Annotated in this window: 15 protein-coding genes; 12 read left to right on the top strand and 3 right to left on the bottom strand. The window is 40.6% G+C overall.

Annotation, left to right across the window (positions count from 1 at the left end; translation table 11 throughout):
* Positions 1–330: 330 nt before the first annotated feature.
* From LI164_RS13250 to LI164_RS13200, 11 genes are all read left to right on the top strand, one after another.
* A complete protein-coding gene (locus LI164_RS13250) occupies positions 331–2223 on the top strand; it encodes a fructose-1,6-bisphosphatase (RefSeq protein ID WP_227087261.1) in 1893 nt (630 codons plus the stop codon).
* Positions 2224–2419: 196 nt separating this feature from the next.
* Complete coding sequence (locus tag LI164_RS13245) at positions 2420–2956, top strand: hypothetical protein (protein WP_117682952.1); 537 nt, start codon at positions 2420–2422, stop codon at positions 2954–2956.
* Positions 2953–3597, top strand: a complete 645-nt coding sequence (locus LI164_RS13240) for a lysoplasmalogenase (RefSeq protein WP_117682951.1) — start codon at positions 2953–2955, stop codon at positions 3595–3597. The genes LI164_RS13245 and LI164_RS13240 overlap by 4 nt, the downstream gene beginning before the upstream one ends.
* Before the next feature lie 468 nt (positions 3598–4065).
* Positions 4066–4959, top strand: a complete 894-nt coding sequence (locus LI164_RS13235) for a DMT family transporter (RefSeq protein WP_029732125.1) — start codon at positions 4066–4068, stop codon at positions 4957–4959.
* 36 nt (positions 4960–4995) lie between these two features.
* Entirely contained in the window at positions 4996–5442 is a 447-nt protein-coding gene (gene dtd / locus LI164_RS13230; RefSeq protein ID WP_005340750.1) for a D-aminoacyl-tRNA deacylase, read from the top strand.
* Positions 5443–5725: 283 nt separating this feature from the next.
* Positions 5726–6232, top strand: coding sequence for a MarR family winged helix-turn-helix transcriptional regulator (locus LI164_RS13225; protein ID WP_227087260.1), 507 nt, complete (start codon positions 5726–5728; stop codon positions 6230–6232).
* A gap of 55 nt (positions 6233–6287) precedes the next feature.
* Entirely contained in the window at positions 6288–8519 is a 2232-nt protein-coding gene (locus LI164_RS13220) for an ABC transporter ATP-binding protein (protein WP_117682950.1), read from the top strand.
* A gap of 1 nt (position 8520) precedes the next feature.
* Positions 8521–10338 (top strand): ABC transporter ATP-binding protein, encoded by a 1818-nt coding sequence (locus tag LI164_RS13215; protein ID WP_005335481.1) that lies wholly within the window; start codon positions 8521–8523, stop codon positions 10336–10338.
* A 358-nt stretch (positions 10339–10696) separates the two neighbouring features.
* A complete protein-coding gene (locus LI164_RS13210; RefSeq protein ID WP_117605989.1) occupies positions 10697–11659 on the top strand; it encodes a C39 family peptidase in 963 nt (320 codons plus the stop codon).
* A 159-nt stretch (positions 11660–11818) separates the two neighbouring features.
* Complete coding sequence (locus LI164_RS13205; RefSeq protein ID WP_117494592.1) at positions 11819–13273, top strand: citrate/2-methylcitrate synthase; 1455 nt, start codon at positions 11819–11821, stop codon at positions 13271–13273.
* A gap of 28 nt (positions 13274–13301) precedes the next feature.
* The gene (locus LI164_RS13200) at positions 13302–13916 is read left to right on the top strand and encodes an HD domain-containing protein (protein WP_117682949.1); all 615 of its coding nucleotides are present in this window, start codon (positions 13302–13304) and stop codon (positions 13914–13916) included.
* A gap of 91 nt (positions 13917–14007) precedes the next feature.
* Here LI164_RS13200 and LI164_RS13195 read toward each other — a convergent pair whose 3' ends face one another.
* Entirely contained in the window at positions 14008–14652 is a 645-nt protein-coding gene (locus tag LI164_RS13195) for a YkgJ family cysteine cluster protein (protein ID WP_117682948.1), read from the bottom strand.
* A gap of 200 nt (positions 14653–14852) precedes the next feature.
* Between LI164_RS13195 and LI164_RS13190 the strand changes: the two genes are divergently transcribed.
* Positions 14853–15161 carry a YerC/YecD family TrpR-related protein gene (locus tag LI164_RS13190; RefSeq protein ID WP_117605987.1) on the top strand — a complete coding sequence of 103 codons (309 nt, stop codon included), beginning with the start codon at positions 14853–14855 and terminating at the stop codon, positions 15159–15161.
* A gap of 82 nt (positions 15162–15243) precedes the next feature.
* Here LI164_RS13190 and LI164_RS13185 read toward each other — a convergent pair whose 3' ends face one another.
* Together LI164_RS13185 and LI164_RS13180 are read right to left on the bottom strand one after the other, a co-directional pair.
* Positions 15244–16494 carry an MFS transporter gene (locus tag LI164_RS13185; RefSeq protein WP_117657814.1) on the bottom strand — a complete coding sequence of 417 codons (1251 nt, stop codon included), beginning with the start codon at positions 16492–16494 and terminating at the stop codon, positions 15244–15246.
* A gap of 4 nt (positions 16495–16498) precedes the next feature.
* Positions 16499–17671, bottom strand: a complete 1173-nt coding sequence (locus LI164_RS13180) for a M20 family metallopeptidase (RefSeq protein ID WP_117682947.1) — start codon at positions 17669–17671, stop codon at positions 16499–16501.
* Positions 17672–17765: the final 94 nt, after the last annotated feature.

The raw sequence follows: 17765 nt of genomic DNA, 5'->3' as shown, positions 1-17765 counted from the left end.
AATATAGAGTTATCAAGGTTCAGCACACCTTATTGGTGTGGGAAGTTTGAGTTAGTAAAACAAAACCAAAGGTTGGATTATTAATGATTCCAAAGACTTGTGCATATATGTGGATTATTGCAATGGGACTTCAGCTTTTATTTTAACAAAATATAGCAAGAATGCCTCTTCCTTTACAGGTGGGAGCAAGTTACTTGATTGTGGATTTAGGAGAGCCGGGAAACCGACTCTCTTTTTGGGAGTATAGTTGCACTGGTGTGGAAAAAAATGTATACTTGTAACAGAAGCGGGAAAGCAATAATTGAGATAATATGGAAGGACAACAATTTTATGAATGACGAGAGATATCTGGAATTATTAGCGGAGAAATATCCGACAGAACAGGCTGTCAGCAGGGAAATTATCAACCTGACGGCAATATTAAGTCTGCCAAAAGGAACAGAACATTTTATGAGCGATCTTCATGGCGAATATGAAGCGTTCTGCCATATTTTAAATAACTGTTCCGGTGTTATCCGGGAAAAAGTAGACCTGCTGTTCGGTGAGACACTTTCTGATTTTGACCGCGAGGAAATCTGTACATTGATCTATTATCCGGTGGAGAAGCTGGAATTTGTGCGGAAAGAAGGAAAGAATAATGAGGAGTGGTATCGCGCGACACTTGGAAAACTGATTGATATCGCGCGGCTTCTTTCTTCAAAATACACACGTTCTAAAGTTCGTAAGGCAATGCCGAAAGAGTATGCATATATTTTAGATGAGCTGATTCATGTACAGAAAGATGAAGATGATAATCAGGTAGTTTATCACAGAAATATTCTAGATACGCTTCTGGAACTTGACAATGCAGATGAATTTATTGAAGTGCTGGCAGGACTGATCAAACGTCTTGCAGTGGATCATTTACATATTGTGGGAGATATATTTGATCGTGGTGCATGTGCAGACCGGATCATGGATCTTCTGATGCAATATCACTCCCTGGATATTGAGTGGGGGAATCATGATATTCTCTGGATGGGAGCGGCAGCGGGAAGCAAGGCATGCATTGCAACGGTTGTCCGAAATAACCTGAAATATAATAATACGAAGATTCTTGAGAATAGTTATGGAATCAGTCTGCGGAATCTGGCTCTTTTTGCAGAAAAGATATATCCGAGCGAGGAACCAATGAAAGCTGCATTAAAAGCGATTTCTGTCATGCTTTTTAAGTTGGAAGGACAGGTAATCTTAAGAAATCCGGATTACAATATGGCAGACAAACTGCTTCTTCACAAAGTAAATGTGGAAAAGCAGACAGTAGAAATTGATGGAACTGAATATGTAATTAAAGAAGAGGCATTTCCGACAGTGAATTTTGATTCGGGCGATATAGAAGATATTTATCAGTTGTCTGAGGAAGAAGAACAGGTAATGGAAGGGCTTCGTATGGCATTTGTGAACAGCATACGTCTCAGACAGCATATTGATTTTCTGTATCAGAAGGGAAGTATGTATCGCATTTTTAATGGGAATCTGCTCTATCATGGCTGTGTGCCATTAGATGAAAGTGGTAATCTGGAAGGCGTTGCATTTGGCAAGAAGAGATATCATGGAAGAGAGTATCTGGATTACGCGGAGAGAATTGCCAGACGGGCGTGGTCAAAAGATGCCAGACAAAAAGACCGTGATTTTATGTGGTATCTCTGGTGTGGAAGAAAATCCCCTCTTTCCGGAAGAAATATTAAGACATTTGAGCGGACTTATGTACTGGATGAAAATACGTGGGTTGAACAATCAAATCCATATTATAAATTCTATCATGAGGAGAAAGTCTGTAATATGATTCTTCATGAATTTGGATTGTATTCCGAGAGCTCTCATATTATCAATGGACATACGCCAGTCAGAACATCAAAGGGAGAACATCCGGTACGGGCCAATGGGAAACTGCTTGTCATTGATGGAGGCTTCTGTAAGAGTTATCATAAGACGACTGGAATAGCAGGATATACGTTAATATTTAACTCGCATGGAATCCGAATCAAATCACATCAGCCATTTCAGAGTGTCTATGCGGCTTTGACAGAGAATAAGGATATCGAATCCAAATCAGAACTGGTGGAGACAGAGAGTGAACGACTGATGGTGCGCAATACGGACAATGGTAAGAAAATCAAAGAAGATATTGAAGGATTAAAGATGTTACTGCGTGCTTACCGAAGTGGAGATTTTGATGTATAGAGAGTTGAAACACAGATTGGAAATATAGATTAAAAATATAGAGGACAGTATCTTATTGTAAGTCATGATTTGACAAAAGTAGTTGGCGTGAGATAGAATAAGAAACAGAATGTAGAGGCATTCTTGAATTCGCCAGAACGGTGAAATATAACAGCAGAGTCCCATGAAGATTTGAGAATGGAGGCGGAGTGGAGTAATGAAGGAAAAGATTATACAGGGCGGTATTGTGAACGGCGTTAAGATGCTGGTATGTCCGACTTGGGAAGAGGATTTTCAGACTGAGATCCATAAGACCGGAGGCTGTCTTAGAATCAGCATGAATTATTCGGCTGTAGATGTTTCTTATTGGAAAGAATTGGAAGAGATAGCTGAGAGATACGGATATGATCTGGATGAGGAAGCCAAAGAGATTATAAATGAATATGTAAAAAAATATGAACAGTTCGATGATATGATCTGGATGAGTGGAGAGACTGAAATTGGGTTCGAGACTTTTTGCCGGGCACTTGCAAAAAAAGCAGGGATATCACCGCGTCAGGCAAAAGAATATGTTGTGTCAAATCTGCATAATCTGGAGCATGAAGAAGCAGTAGATGCATTGCTTCTGGCTTTGCAGATCATAAAATCAGAAAATGGACTGGAAGGGACACAGTGGAACAAACCGACCTGTGATTTTCTGAAGAAGGAATTTGAAAAGATGCTCGGACTAAACGACGGGCAGGAAAACGCATGATACATCAGATAGCAGCAACGCTGCTACTTATGATAGTATTTGGAACTTTATATGGTGCCCTTCGGGATCGCTACCCGAAGGGTTCTTTAGTATTTAAAGCGTCAGCAACCTGTATGGCGGTCTGGAATTGTGGAAGCGGTCTGGCAGCGGGAAAACAGGGATTTTCAGACTGGATGATATTTGTCGGTCTTTTGTTCTGCGTGCTTGCAGATGTGCTTTTAGAATTGGAATTTTTATGGGGAGTCGTTACATTTGGTATTGCACATTTTTGTTTTATTGCAGGAATTTACAGGATAGAAGGGATTCAAATTGGCAGTATTCTGGGAATACTTGGAATCTACGGCGTGTTTCTTATGATTTTTCATAAAGGATTGCCGAAACTTGGGAAATTAAAGATTCCTGTACTTCTCTATGCAGTGGTCTTAAGTTCTATGGTATCTATGGCAGTTAGTGCAGCGGTTATTGTACCAGGAAGAAGCAGATATTTTCTGGCAGCAGGCGCCTGTGCATTTCTTATATCAGATAGCCTGATTGCAGTAAGAACTATTGAGAAAAAGCAGAGTCTTCTGATGGGTGCTGTGTTACTCATATTGTATTATGGTGCAGTTTATATGATGGGGATGTCAGTCTATATGCGCTAATCCTTGCAGTAACAATGTTGGAGAATTTTTGAATAATTAGGATGATATAAATTATTAAGAGCGCTTCATCAATTTTTTTGTTTTGATGAAGCGCTCTTAATTTATCTCTTCTGAGTACATTGGACTATACCTTTCGGTTGATAACCTGTCCTTTCTTTTTATTATGGGGTGTTTCTTTTATGTTCCTGGTGGTTTATCCTCCTTTCGGATTTCTAGTTTTTTTATTTTAATTTCTTCTTTTGTTTGACTATAATATATCACTTAATAATGAAAATGTCAACATAAAAATTGAAAATAATAAAAATAAAATCATAATGTCAGATAATAATGGGAATAAGACATTGAAACAAGAATGTCGAGGTTATTATTGAAGAGATAAATAAAATACGAAAAGGTCAATAGAAGAATTTATGCAATATTTATAGAAAATATGCTATAATAATTTGAATTGCGCAAGGAGGAAGAGAGATGAAACCAAAGAATGCAGTTATGTTGTTACTGACGTCTCTGATTTGGGGAACCGCATTTGTTGCACAAAGCGTAGGAATGGACTTTCTTGAACCATTTACATTTAACGGAGTGCGAAGCTTTATTGGAGGAGTGACGCTTTTGCCGTGTATCTGGTTGTTGGAAAAGATGAATGGGAAGCCGGAAGTGGACGGAACAAGAAAAGATCTGATTCAGGGAGGAATTGCCTGTGGTCTGCTTTTATTTGCAGCAAGCAGCCTCCAACAGATGGGGATTCAGTACACAACAGCAGGAAAGGCGGGATTTATTACCGCATTTTATATTGTGTTTGTTCCGGTTCTTGGGATATTTCTAAAGAAAGCAGCAGGTTGGAAAGTGTGGATGTCAGTATTTCTGGCACTGATAGGGCTGTATTTCTTATGTATTAAAGAAGGATTTTCAATTGGCAAGGGCGACATTATGATTTTTGCCTGTGCATTGGTTTTTGCAGTACATATTCTGGTGATTGATTATTATTCACCAAAAGTAGATGGTGTGAAAATGTCATGTATCCAGTTCTTTGTGTGTGGAATTGCATCACTGCCGTTTATGTTCCTGACAGAAACGCCGCAAATTGGAAATATATTAGATGCCCGGATGCCGATTTTATATGCGGGAGTCATGTCCTGTGGGGTGGCATATACATTACAAATCCTCGGACAGAAGCATGCGAATCCGGCGATTGCATCACTGCTTTTAAGTATGGAATCTTGTTTTTCTGTACTTTCCGGCTGGATAATATTAGGAGAAACACTGTCAGCGAGAGAAGGAATAGGCTGTGTGTTGATGTTTGTGGCAATTATACTTGCACAGCTTCCGGACAAGAGAGAAAAATTAAAAAATGGGCAGGCATAAAAGGATTATGTAAATACAAAAGACAGGAGAGAGAAAATGAGATTCGTAATTCAGAGAGTGTTAGAAAGTGAAGTAAAGGTAGATGGAGAGAGCCTTGGGAAAATTGGAAAAGGATTTATGGTTTTGATTGGAGTCAGCAATGATGATACAAAAGAAGTGGCTGACAAGATGGTAAAGAAAATGTTAGGACTTCGTATTTTTGAAGATGAACAGGGAAAAACCAATCTGTCACTGGATGCAGTAGGAGGAGAACTTCTTCTCATCTCTCAGTTTACATTATATGCAAACTGCAAGAGAGGAAACCGGCCAAGCTTCATCGAAGCCGGAGCACCGGATATGGCCTCGGAAATGTATGAATACATTATTGAAAAATGCAAGGAACAGGTAGAGGTTGTAGAAAGAGGAAGATTCGGAGCGGATATGAAAGTCAGTCTTATTAATGACGGACCATTTACAATCGTGTTAGATTCTGAAACTTTATAAGATTTAATCCTTAAATGGCAACAGGGCCGGGATGCAGTACATTTGTAATTATGTATTGTGTTCCGGTCCTGTTAATATATCAGCTGGGAGATGAATCCTGGATATGATCCCATCATGGATAATTATAAAAAAATAATAAATCCTATTGACATTTACATTCAAAGTGATTATCCTAACCGCTAGGCGTTTAATAATTAGTCGTCTAATTATTAAAAAATGAATTGATTTTACAAAAAAGTTCAAAACAAATAAAAAGAACTTTGAATTGGGAGGTGAGAAAACTGTGAATGATAAATGGATGGAATCTGGATTTATGTTGATTCAGCAGGTGGCGCATCTTGCTAAATACCAGACTTTGAAAGAGATGGAATCCTGCGGATTAAAACCAAATCAGGCAGGAATATTGGTTGTGTTGCGAAGTGAAGGCGGATTATCCCAAAAAGAGCTTGCTAAGCGCATGGGAGTGACGCCACCGTCTATGACAGCGGCGCTGAAAAAAATGGAAAAACAAGGATATGTTCTGCGGGAGCAGGATGAGAAAGACCAGCGGATTACGAGGATTCGAATATCTGATCAGGGAATTGAGTGTCTGAATGGATTTCAGCATATGATGAGAAATCTGGAGAAAAGGCTGTATGAAGGTATTTCTGCAGAAGAACGGCAGGAAATGAAGGAGACGCTTTTAAAAATGAGAGAAAATGTGCTCAGGTACAAAGAGTTTCAAGGAATGGATATGTGTGAGATCATGGAGAAGACCAGACCGCCGAAAATGCCGGAAAAATCGATTTAATAGAAAAGAAAAATTTCATTTATTATAGTAATAACGAGAAAGGATAAGACAGCTTATGAGAAAATTATTTCAGTTTTTAAAGCCATATGCACCACGGGTACTTCTGATATTATGTGTCCTTGTCGTGCAGGCTTACTGTGATCTGTCTCTGCCGACCTATACTTCGAATATTGTAAATGTAGGAATTCAGCAGAGCGGTATCGATGAGGAAATTCCGGAGAATATTTCTGAAGAAGAAATGAACCGGCTGCTATTGTTTGTGTCGGAGGGCGACAGGCAGGATATTCAGGATGCATATGAAAAAAGTAGTGAAAGCTTTGATTACGATGGAGAAGTGCTGACACTGAAAGATTCAGTGAAATCAGATAATGAAAAGCTTGATGCACTTACAGAAGAGATGAAACTTCCGATGATGCTGACTGCCGGATTTGAGAATGGCAGTGATACAACAAAGCAGATGGAAGGGCAGTTAAAAGAGCAGATGAGCCAGGTGCCGGGAATCGAGAAGATGTCTGTGTTTGACATATTTGGCATGATGGATGATACGCAGAGAGCAGCAATTGTTGATAAGATTACGGAGCAGATGGATAAGATGCCGGATTCGATTCTGGATCAGGCAGCAATTTCTTATGTGAAATCCACGTACGAACAGATTGGTCTGGATACCGGACATATGAGTACGGTGTATATTTTAAAAACAGGTGCAAAGATGCTGGGACTTGCAGCACTTGGCATGGCAGCAAGTATTCTTGCCTGTCTTATGGCATCAAGAGTTGGAGCTAAGGTCGGACGTGGACTCAGACGTGATACCTTCCGCAAAGTCATTGGATTTTCTAACGCAGAGTTTGACAAATTCTCGACCGCATCATTAATTACAAGAAGTACCAATGATATTCAGCAGATTCAGTTTCTGACAGTCATGATTCTTCGTATTGTGCTGTATGCGCCGGTTATGGCAATCGGAGGAATTTTGAAAGTATCTAAGACAAATGTGGATATGTTTTGGATCATAGGCCTGGCAGTGTTGCTTATTGTCATGGTTGTGGCAGTGCTTTTCATTGTAGTTATGCCGAAATTCAAAATCGTACAGAACATGGTAGATAAACTGAATCTGGTCAGCCGAGAGATTCTGACCGGACTTCCGGTTATCCGTGCGTTCCATACAGAGAAACATGAGGAAGAACGTTTTGACGAGGCAAATAAAGACCTGACAAAACTGAACTTATTTGTCAACCGTGCCATGACATTTATGATGCCGACTATGATGCTTGTGATGAACGGGATTACCGTTCTGATTGTGTGGGTCGGTGGACACAGTATTAATGACGGAGCAATGCAGGTCGGAGATATGATGGCATTTATCCAGTATGCAATGCAAATTATTATGTCATTCCTTATGATCTGTATGATTTCGGTTATGCTTCCAAGAGCAGCAGTTTCTGCAGAGCGTGTGGATGAAGTCTTGAAGAGCGAGCCAAAAATCCATGATCCAAAGGAGCCAAAGACACTTCCTAAAAACGGCAAAGGCGAAGTTGCATTTGAACATGTATCCTTCCACTATCCGGGAGCAGAAGAAGATGTACTGCATGACATTACATTTACCGCAAAACCGGGAGAAACGACAGCATTTATCGGAAGTACCGGATGTGGTAAATCTACACTGGTCAACCTGATTCCGCGATTCTATGATGTGACAGAAGGAAAGATTACGATTGACGGACAGGATGTAAGAAATCTGACACAGCATGAACTTCGTGATAAACTGGGATATGTTCCACAGAAGGGAGTGCTGTTCTCAGGAAATATTGCTTCTAATATTATGTTCGGTAATCCGGCTGGAAGTGAGCAGGAGATGACAGAGGCGGCTCAGATTGCACAGGCTGTCGAATTTATCGACACGAAGCCGGAACGCTACAAGAGCCCGATCTCACAGGGAGGTGCCAATGTTTCCGGTGGACAAAAGCAGAGACTTTCCATAGCGAGAGCCATAGCAAAACACCCGGATGTATACATTTTTGATGACAGCTTTTCTGCACTGGATTACAAGACAGATACAGTTCTAAGAAGCGCATTAAAAGAAAAGACAACAGACAGTGTTGTTCTGATCGTGGCCCAAAGAATCAGTACAATTCTTCATGCAGAGCAGATCATTGTTTTGGATGACGGTAAGATCGTTGGAAAAGGAACGCATGAAGAGCTTCTGAAAACTTGTGATACCTACTATCAGATTGCAGCGTCCCAGTTGTCGGAGAGTGAATTAAAAGAAGCAATGAAGGAGGAAGACTAATATGCCAAGAGGACGTATGGGTGGCAGACACGGTATGAGCACCGAAAAAGCCAAAGATTTTAAAGGTACCATGAAGAAGCTTATGGGATATCTTACACAGTATAAGATAGGTCTTCTCCTTGTAGTGATATTTGCAATAGGAAGTACTATATTTAATATTGCAGGACCGAAGATCCTTGGAAAAGCAACAACAGAACTATTTCATGGACTGATAAGTAAAGTTTCCGGTGGAAGTGGAATTGATTTTGATAAGATCGCAAAGATTCTCATCGGACTGATGTGCCTGTATGTGTGCAGTGCATTGTTCTCATTTATCCAGGGATACATTATGACAGGAGTTTCCCAGAAACTGACTTACAGAATGAGAAAAGAGATTTCGGAAAAGATTGACAGACTTCCGATGGGATATTTTGACAAGATGACACATGGTGAGATTCTTTCACGAATTACAAATGATGTGGATACTTTAAGTCAGAGTCTGAACCAAAGTGCGACACAGGTTATTACTTCTGTTGCGACAATCATTGGAGTACTGGTCATGATGCTCAGCATCAGTCCGCTTATGACAGTGATCGCAATTTTAATCCTTCCACTTTCCATGGGGCTGATCGGAATGATCGTGAAGCGTTCCCAGAGATATTTCAAGGAACAGCAGGAGTATCTTGGATATGTTAATGGACAGGTAGAAGAGGTCTATGGCGGACATAATATTGTAAAGGCATTTAATAAAGAAGACGATGTCATAGATGAATTTGACAGAGATAATGACAGACTGTATCGTTCTGCATGGAAATCACAGTTCTTATCCGGAATGATGATGCCGATCATGCAGTTCGTTGGAAACCTAGGCTATGTTGCAGTTGTAATTCTTGGTGGTTATCTGGCAATTAAGAAGACTATTGAAGTCGGAGATATCCAGTCATTTATCCAGTATGTGAGAAATTTTACACAGCCGATCCAGCAGGTGGCACAGGTGGCAAATATGCTCCAGTCTACAGCAGCCGCTTCTGAGAGAGTGTTTGAGTTCTTAGAAGAGCCGGAAGAAGAGGCAGCACCAGAAAATCCGGTTGTATTAAAGAATCCAGAAGGAGCTGTAGAATTTGAACATGTTCATTTTGGCTACAATCCGGAGCATACAATTATTCATGATTTCAGTGTAAAAGTAGAACCTGGACAGAAAATTGCAATTGTAGGACCGACTGGAGCCGGCAAGACAACGATGGTAAAATTATTGATGCGTTTTTATGATGTGTCAGGTGGTTCCATCAAGGTAGATGGACATGATATCCGCGAGTTTGACAGAGGAGAATTGCGTCGTATGTTTGGTATGGTACTTCAGGATACATGGCTGTTCAAAGGAAGTATTGAAGACAATATCCGTTATGGCAAATTGGATGCTACACATGAAGATGTGGTGAAAGCAGCGGATGCAGCTTATGCACACCGGTTTATCCAGACTCTGCCAGGTGGATATGGTATGGAGCTGAATGAAGAGGCAAGTAACGTATCCCAGGGACAGAAACAGCTTCTGACGATTGCAAGAGCGATTCTTGCAGATCCAAAGATTTTGATCTTAGATGAGGCTACAAGTTCGGTCGATACACGTACTGAGGTGCGTATTCAGAAAGCAATGGATAACCTGATGAAAGGGCGCACAAGCTTTATTATCGCGCACCGTCTGTCTACGATTCGTGACGCAGATTTGATCCTGGTCATGAAAGAGGGAGATATCGTGGAGATGGGCAGACATGAAGAACTACTTGCGAAAAATGGATTCTATGCGGATCTGTATAATTCACAGTTTGAACAGACTGCTTAAAAAGGAATTTTGAAACATGAATGTGGAGCCGGGAAGGCTGTCAGATTAAGGGCAGTTTCCTGGCTTCATTTAAAGATGTTGGGGTCAAAAGCCCCCAACTATGATACCTACGGATTGTTCCGTGCTTTGCACTCCCACAATCCTCCCAATTATTCGCATATCGTGGGATTGTCATCCCACTTTTAGGCTCATATTGGGGCGGATCCCAAGGTCTTTCATCCACTTATGAGCGAGCTCATGTGGATGAAAGACCTTTTGACCCTGGCATCATTTAAATTAAGTATTTTATAAGATTTCTATGGTTGTGCGAAGGACGGATTCTATAGTATAATGTAAATTCGTAAGGAGCTAAAGAGAAATGTTAGAAGAAAAACCAGAATATAAAAAACGAAAAAAATATACGAAAAGACGTCAGCAAGTTATCAGACAGTTATTCTTTACAGGAGTGGCAGTCGTTGTTGTTATCATCGGTTGTGCAACATGGGCATTAAAGTCTGATAATATGGCAAGAAAGACTGATATACAGGCAAAGACATCTCAGACCGGCAGAAAAGCGGATGCAGCAAAGACATCGGTTGAGAATGGGGTACAGGCGAACAGTGAAGCTGTGAAAGAGAAGACAGATGATAAGGATACATCAGATACGACTAAGAAGACAGAGACGGCAGAGGAGCGAATTGCAAGGGTAAGACAGGAAGCAGTTACGGCAGGATACCCGGAGAAGGTCATTGAACTTCTGGATAAGAATCCGGAGACGGTACAGTTTGTGGAAGATTATGGAAAGAAGAAAGATCAGGCACCGGCTGCAACTGTGGAAGCAGAAGATGGTTATTCCGGTATGTTTCCGGAGATTCTCCAATGGGATGAAAGATGGGGATATTCTCCATACGGAACGAGCATTATTGCAGTAAGCGGCTGCGGTCCAACTTGTGTTTCTATGCTGGTCGTAGGGCTTACCGGAGATAAGACAGTGACTCCTTCAGTAGTTGCTGATTACGCAACACAGAACCATTATGTAGATGAGAATAATGATACGACCTGGGCATTTATGACATCAGGCGTGGAACATTGGGGACTGACGTGCCGTGAGAGTAATGGGAATGAGAGCGAGATCGCAAAAGAACTGGAGGCAGGGCACCCGGTCATCTGCAGTATGCGTCCGGGAGACTTTACAGATATCGGACATTTTATCATATTGACATCTTATAATAATGGAAATGTCACGATCTGTGATCCATTCAGCCTTGAAAATTCCAAGAAAAGCTGGAATTATTCCCAGATCAGTTCCCAGATCAAAGCAGTTTGGGTATATTCAAAATAATTCATAAAAATTCATAAAAATTCATAAAAATACAGCCTCTAAATAAAAGTAGAGGTTGTATTTTTTTAGAAAATGGGTTACAATTGTTTAAATGTATACAATAACACAATATAAAAAGACATCCCAAAGATACGGGAGGGCGCAAGGAGGGACCCTGGAATGAGTAATAATGAGGTCATGAAATTAGAAGAAGATAAAGATTTAAAAGGAGAATTTAAGGAGCTTTGCAAAGCCCTTCGTAATAATCATAGAATTAATCCCAATCTTTATGTAGAATATGATGTAAAGCGTGGACTGCGTGATTCAGCTGGAAAAGGAGTCCTGACAGGACTGACTGAAGTTTCAGATGTAACAGGATATAATCTGATCAACGGACGTAATATTCCGGCAGAGGGACGTCTTTATTATCAGGGAATTAATGTTAATGATATTGTAGACAGTCTGAAAGACAGAAAATTTGGATTTGAGGAAACTGTATATCTGTTGATGTTCGGACATTTACCAAATAAGACAGAACTGGAACATTTCCTGGATGTGATGTTTGAATTACAGGAGCTGTCCGGACGATTTGTCCGTGATGTTGTTATGAAAGCTTCTAATGAGAATATTATGAATGCGATGCAGCGTTGTGTATTGACACTGTATTCTTATGATGAGAATCCGGACGATATTTCGCCGGAAAATGTACTTCGTCAGGCACTTGAGCTGATTGCAAAACTGCCACTTATTGCCGTATATTCTTATCATTCATATAGACATTTCCGTAAAGATGAGATGCTCTTTATCCGTAACCCGGAGAAGGGATTGTCATTGGCAGAGAATATCCTTCTGATGCTCAGACCAAAGGGAGAATATACAGAACTTGAGGCAAAGGTACTGGATATTGCGCTTGTACTTCACGCAGAGCATGGCGGTGGTAACAATTCCACGTTTACAACGCATGTAGTAACATCTTCAGGAACAGATACTTACTCTTCAGTAGCAGCTTCTATCGGTTCTCTGAAAGGACCTAGACATGGTGGTGCGAATCTGAAAGTTCAGAATATGTTTGATGATATTAAAGCTCATGTGAAAAACTGGGGAAATGAAGAAGAAGTGGGTGCTTATTTACACAAGATTTTGAATAAAGAAGCATTTGACCATTCCGGACTGATCTATGGTATGGGACATGCGGTTTATACATTGTCTGATCCAAGAGAGGTAATCTTGAAGAGATTTGCCAAAGCTCTTGCAGAAGAAAAAGGACGGATGAAAGAGTTTGCTCTCTATGAGCTGGTAGAGAGTCTTGCAGGTAAGATGATCAAAGAGCAGAGAAATCTTCAGAAAAATGTCTGCGCAAATGTAGACTTTTACAGTGGATTTGTGTATTCTATGCTTGGTATTCCACAAGAACTCTTTACGCCAATTTTTGCAATTGCCAGAATGCCGGGATGGAGCGCACACCGACTGGAAGAGTTGACAAATGCGAACAAAATTATCCGTCCGGCTTACAAATATGTGGGACATCATACAGAATTTGAGACAATGGAAGAGCGCAGCGCAGAGAAGATTACAGATGAAGATGTAAAAGAAGAGCCGGAAAAGTGTAAGAAAGAAGAAAAAGGGAAAAAATAAAAAACATATAGATACAGGAGCATGGAATATGGAAGAGAAGCAGGAAAAGAGCAGAATAGACAGACAGTTTGATTTTATCCGGGAGATTGATAAGGAAAAGTTTATTACAAGACAGACTTTTTTATCAGATGCAAAGCGGCGTGAAAACGATGCGGAGCATGCATGGCATATGGCGGTCATGACGTTGCTTTTAAGTGAGTATGCCAATGAGGAGATTGATGTTCTTCGGGTTCTCAGTATGCTTCTTATCCATGATCTTGTAGAGATTGATGCCGGAGATACTTATGCATATGATGAGGAAGGAAAGCAAACTCAGAGAGTACGGGAAGTAAAGGCAGCAGACCGGATCTACGGAATCCTGCCGGAAGATCAGGGGGAAAAGCTTCGTGAACTTTGGGAAGAATTCGAGGAGGCTCAAACGCCAGAAGCTAAGTTCGCCCACGTGATGGATAATGTTCAGCCGGCGATGTTGAATGATTACACAGAAGGAAAAGACTGGATTGCCAAGGGTGTGCGGTTAAGCCAGATACTGGAACGCAATGCACATACAGCAGAAGGTTCACAAAAACTGTGGGATTATGCATACACAAACTTTATTGAGCCAAATGTAAAAACCGGTAAGATTAAAGATGATACAAAGTAGATAGATTAGAATATAAACGATTATAAATGCCATACAGACTGACAGATATCCGAAATCAGGATATTTATAGTCTGTATGGCATTCTTGTTTATCATTTTGAAAGCCGCTGATAGAACTGCTCATAAAAATCCACATCTTCTATGTAGGGGAGAAGATAAAAAGTCTGAAGTATCTGAATACTGAGTGCCTTTATCTTTTCACTGTCTTCGGATGTCATAGCATAGTTTTGTAACGGTTTGAGATAGTAGTGCCAATCGGATACGAATTTTTCGTGCCTTGAAAAATCTGGCTCATCAATCCATTTACGGACTTTAATCTTTGCCTTGCCGGGTTTTGGACATTCGTGAGTCTGGAGAAAATATGAAAAAGAATTATTTTCATAGTAACGCCCCAGTGGAAAGAGCCGGCAGAATCCCGGACGGAAAGGGTGTATGCTGCAGCGGCCATTTTTATTCAAATACGTGCAGGAATCGGTATTTCCATTCATTTTAAGGTGAGGCAGGATCAGTCCGTCTACGACACCAAGTTCCAGGGAAGAAGCAAGAAGAGCCGCAGGCGTGGTCTTAAGACCCGTGTATAACCGGTACATATCATACGGGTCCAGAACAATAGAATCTCCCATACCCTGACAGCAGGAAGAACACCCCTGACATCCCATACAATCAGCTTTTACCATATCGTTGGCAGTATATAGTCTACCGTCTGAAATTTCATTTAAATCAATATCTCTTAACATATTTAAGTCCTCGTTATTTTATTATCACAGGCATTCATGAAATTAAAACCGCCTGGATTTATTATAATAAAAATATTGAGATAATGTAAAGGAAAAACAGTGTTTTTGTACCTTTCGAAAGGAAATGTATGGACTTTAAAAATTTACTGTGTTAAAATGTAACAGTGATGAGATATGAAAACAAAGGAGTGTAAATATATATGAGCAAGAAGATCAGAACGGAGGCGGTTGACTATCTTTTTAGCGCCATCTTAAGTCTGGAGAATAAGGAAGAATGTTATACATTTTTTGAAGATATCTGTACGATCAATGAACTGTTATCGTTGTCTCAGAGATTTGAAGTTGCAAAGATGTTAAGAGAGCACAAGACTTATCTGGAGATTGCAGATAAGACAGGAGCTTCTACAGCAACGATCAGCCGTGTGAATCGTTCATTAAACTATGGCAATGATGGATATGATATGGTATTCGAACGAATTGGCATGGGAAACGAAGAAGAAAATAAATAAGAAGAAAAAATTCAGATAGAATAATGAGAATGATATCAGGGACTGTTTCGGAAAAGAAACAGTCCCTTTGTTTAAGTGAGAATTATTTCTCTACATATTTTCTGGAAAGAGCGTAAGATCCGATCCATCCAACTAATGTTACGATAGTCAGGATAAACAGAAGAATCCAGGCACTTGTGTATGCTCCTGTTCCGTCATAAATCGCAGCAACCATAAGAGAACCGCATGTCAGACCAACCTGAGTAAAGCTGTTTGCAATACCATAAGCCTGTCCATATTTCTTTGTACCAAATACAGCAGCTGTTACAAGTGGTGGAGTTACAGTTCCTATGGCATCTCCAAGTCCGAAGAGGACTGCCATAATATAAAGCATTGTTACATTGCTTCCCATTAACATGAAGATGAAAGATACTGCGAATGCAACACATCCACATACAGTACTGACAACAACACCGAAACGGTCATTTAACCATCCAAGTACGATCTTGCCAAAGATACCAACCATTGAGTAGATGGAAATAATTGCAGCCTGAATTGCCGGTCCGTGCATTTCTTCAATTGCCGGTGGGAATTGTCCCAGAGAACCGGAGTTAATAAGACCGTTGCAAAGCATACCGATCAGCATTAACCAGAAGAAGAATTTTGGCCAGCACTGCTGAACTTCTAAAGAAAGATCGGACTCTTTTTTATCAGAAGATTTATCAGCAGTTTTTGTATCGGCTTCGTCACTTCCGTATGGTTTCAGTCCCATATCCTCAGGACGTTTACGAAGGATGAAGAAAGCAGCTGGAAGAGCGATTACAAGTACGATCAGAGCCATGATCTGGTATGTATGTCTCCAGCCATATTTTTCAAGTAACATAGTTACGATCGGACTGAAGATTGTACCGCCAACTCCGATACCAGCCATTGCAATACTCATTGCAAGACCACGTTTTTTAGCAAACCAGTTTGTGATCATCATACTTACTGGGATCAGTGCAGAATTTAACCAGAATACTCCAATGAATACAGAGGAGATATACAGGTGAATTGCATTCTGAGCCAGTGAGTAAGAGGCGTAAGAGAGTGCGAATCCGATAATGCTGATGCATTGGATTTTACGCATATCGCCTTTTGCAAGTCTGGAAGAAACCATAGGGGAAATAAAAATTCCCAGTCCTTGAAGGATTGTATTTGCAAGAGTAAATCCGCTTCTTGAAAGACCAAGTTCTTCTGTTACCTGAATGAGGAATTTGTTACTAAGTGCCATGATTGGAGGTACCATTGTACATGTGATGAGAAGACATCCAATTACAATGTACCAGCCATAGTGTATTTTCTTCTTTTCCATAGTCTTATTCTCCTTGTTTGTTTAACCAGTTGAATGCACAGGTTGCGTGTACAGCAGCTCCGTACGGAAGAGCATCTTCATTGAAGAGGACTCCTGGGTTGTGGTGCTGTACCGGACATCCGTCTACCTTTGCGTCTATCATGAAGTAAGTTGTTGGCACATGCTCAGAAATAAAAGCAAAGTCATCGGAAGGTGTTACCATATAATTAGTTTTTCCGATGATTCCCGGTTCAATTTCAGAAGCATAACCGGCTAATTCCTTTGTCATCTCAGGATCGGAGTATGTAGAAGGAACATCGGAAAGTACTTCATAGTCAACGGTTGCTCCAAAAGCTTTTCCCTCATACTCGCAGATTTCATGCATTCTGCTGACTAGTTTCTCGCGAAGCTCTTTGTTGTAAGTACGAAGAGTTCCCATCAGAACAGCCTCGCCTGGGACAATATTCGGTGTTGCTCCTGCGTTAAATGCGCCAAATGTCAGGATTGCACGCTCAGCAGATGGTGTCTCACGTGCGATCAGGTTCTGAAAAGCACTGTAAATGTGAAGACCAACATTAATTGGATCGATACCAAGTTCCGGCATTGCTCCATGACAGCCATTTCCATGAACGGTAATCTTGAATCCGTCACAGGAAGAGGTCATATAACCAAGTCCGTAATTCAAGGCTGGTTTGGAAGAATCCAGCATAACATGCATGCCGACAGCAGCATCAACTTTTGGATTTTCCAGGATTCCGGCAGCAATCAGCTTTTTGGATCCTGCAAATGTCTCCTCAGCCGGCTGGAACATAAGTTTTACACTTCCACACAATTCATTGCGGTGTTCATATAGCATCTGGGCTGCACATAACAGCATTGCTGTGTGAAAATCATGTCCACAGTTGTGTGCTGCATCGGTTTCAGTTTTAAATGGAAGATCGTTGTTCTCCGGCATTGGAAGAGCATCCATATCTGCACGAAGAAGAAGAACCTTTCCCGGCTTTGCGCCCTCAATCAGAGCAGTCACACCGGAAGGACAGATTTCAGTTGGAGTCAGTCCGATTTCACGGAGACGCTCCATGACGTATCTGGTTGTGTTTGGCAGATCCTCGCCAGCTTCTGCATGCTGATGAAGATAACGTCTGTCTGTCTGCAATTGAGACTCAAGCTCTTTTGCACGCTTCAAAAATTGATTCATTATAATTCCTCCTTTTAAATTAAAGACAATATAAAGACGTGTCTATATTATAGAAAAATGTTAAAATAAAGTCAATATATATTGATAAAATGTA

The sequence above is a fragment of the Dorea sp. 210702-DFI.3.125 genome (assembly GCF_020560945.1).
Classification (GTDB): domain Bacteria; phylum Bacillota; class Clostridia; order Lachnospirales; family Lachnospiraceae; genus Dorea; species Dorea formicigenerans.
The sequence above is the reverse complement of the archived record's forward strand: the minus strand, read 5'-3'. Positions and strand labels throughout refer to the sequence as shown.

Excerpts from the sequence above, each read along its gene's own strand:
- LI164_RS13250 (WP_227087261.1), top strand. The coding sequence starts at position 331 with ATGAATGACGAGAGATATCTGGAATTATTAGCGGAGAAATATCCGACA.
- LI164_RS13245 (WP_117682952.1), top strand. The coding sequence starts at position 2,420 with ATGAAGGAAAAGATTATACAGGGCGGTATTGTGAACGGCGTTAAGATG.
- LI164_RS13240 (WP_117682951.1), top strand. The coding sequence starts at position 2,953 with ATGATACATCAGATAGCAGCAACGCTGCTACTTATGATAGTATTTGGA.
- LI164_RS13235 (WP_029732125.1), top strand. The coding sequence starts at position 4,066 with ATGAAACCAAAGAATGCAGTTATGTTGTTACTGACGTCTCTGATTTGG.
- dtd (WP_005340750.1), top strand. The coding sequence starts at position 4,996 with ATGAGATTCGTAATTCAGAGAGTGTTAGAAAGTGAAGTAAAGGTAGAT.
- LI164_RS13220 (WP_117682950.1), top strand. The coding sequence starts at position 6,288 with ATGAGAAAATTATTTCAGTTTTTAAAGCCATATGCACCACGGGTACTT.
- LI164_RS13215 (WP_005335481.1), top strand. The coding sequence starts at position 8,521 with ATGCCAAGAGGACGTATGGGTGGCAGACACGGTATGAGCACCGAAAAA.
- LI164_RS13210 (WP_117605989.1), top strand. The coding sequence starts at position 10,697 with ATGTTAGAAGAAAAACCAGAATATAAAAAACGAAAAAAATATACGAAA.
- LI164_RS13205 (WP_117494592.1), top strand. The coding sequence starts at position 11,819 with ATGAGTAATAATGAGGTCATGAAATTAGAAGAAGATAAAGATTTAAAA.
- LI164_RS13200 (WP_117682949.1), top strand. The coding sequence starts at position 13,302 with ATGGAAGAGAAGCAGGAAAAGAGCAGAATAGACAGACAGTTTGATTTT.
- LI164_RS13195 (WP_117682948.1), bottom strand. The coding sequence starts at position 14,652 with ATGTTAAGAGATATTGATTTAAATGAAATTTCAGACGGTAGACTATAT.
- LI164_RS13190 (WP_117605987.1), top strand. The coding sequence starts at position 14,853 with ATGAGCAAGAAGATCAGAACGGAGGCGGTTGACTATCTTTTTAGCGCC.
- LI164_RS13185 (WP_117657814.1), bottom strand. The coding sequence starts at position 16,494 with ATGGAAAAGAAGAAAATACACTATGGCTGGTACATTGTAATTGGATGT.
- LI164_RS13180 (WP_117682947.1), bottom strand. The coding sequence starts at position 17,671 with ATGAATCAATTTTTGAAGCGTGCAAAAGAGCTTGAGTCTCAATTGCAG.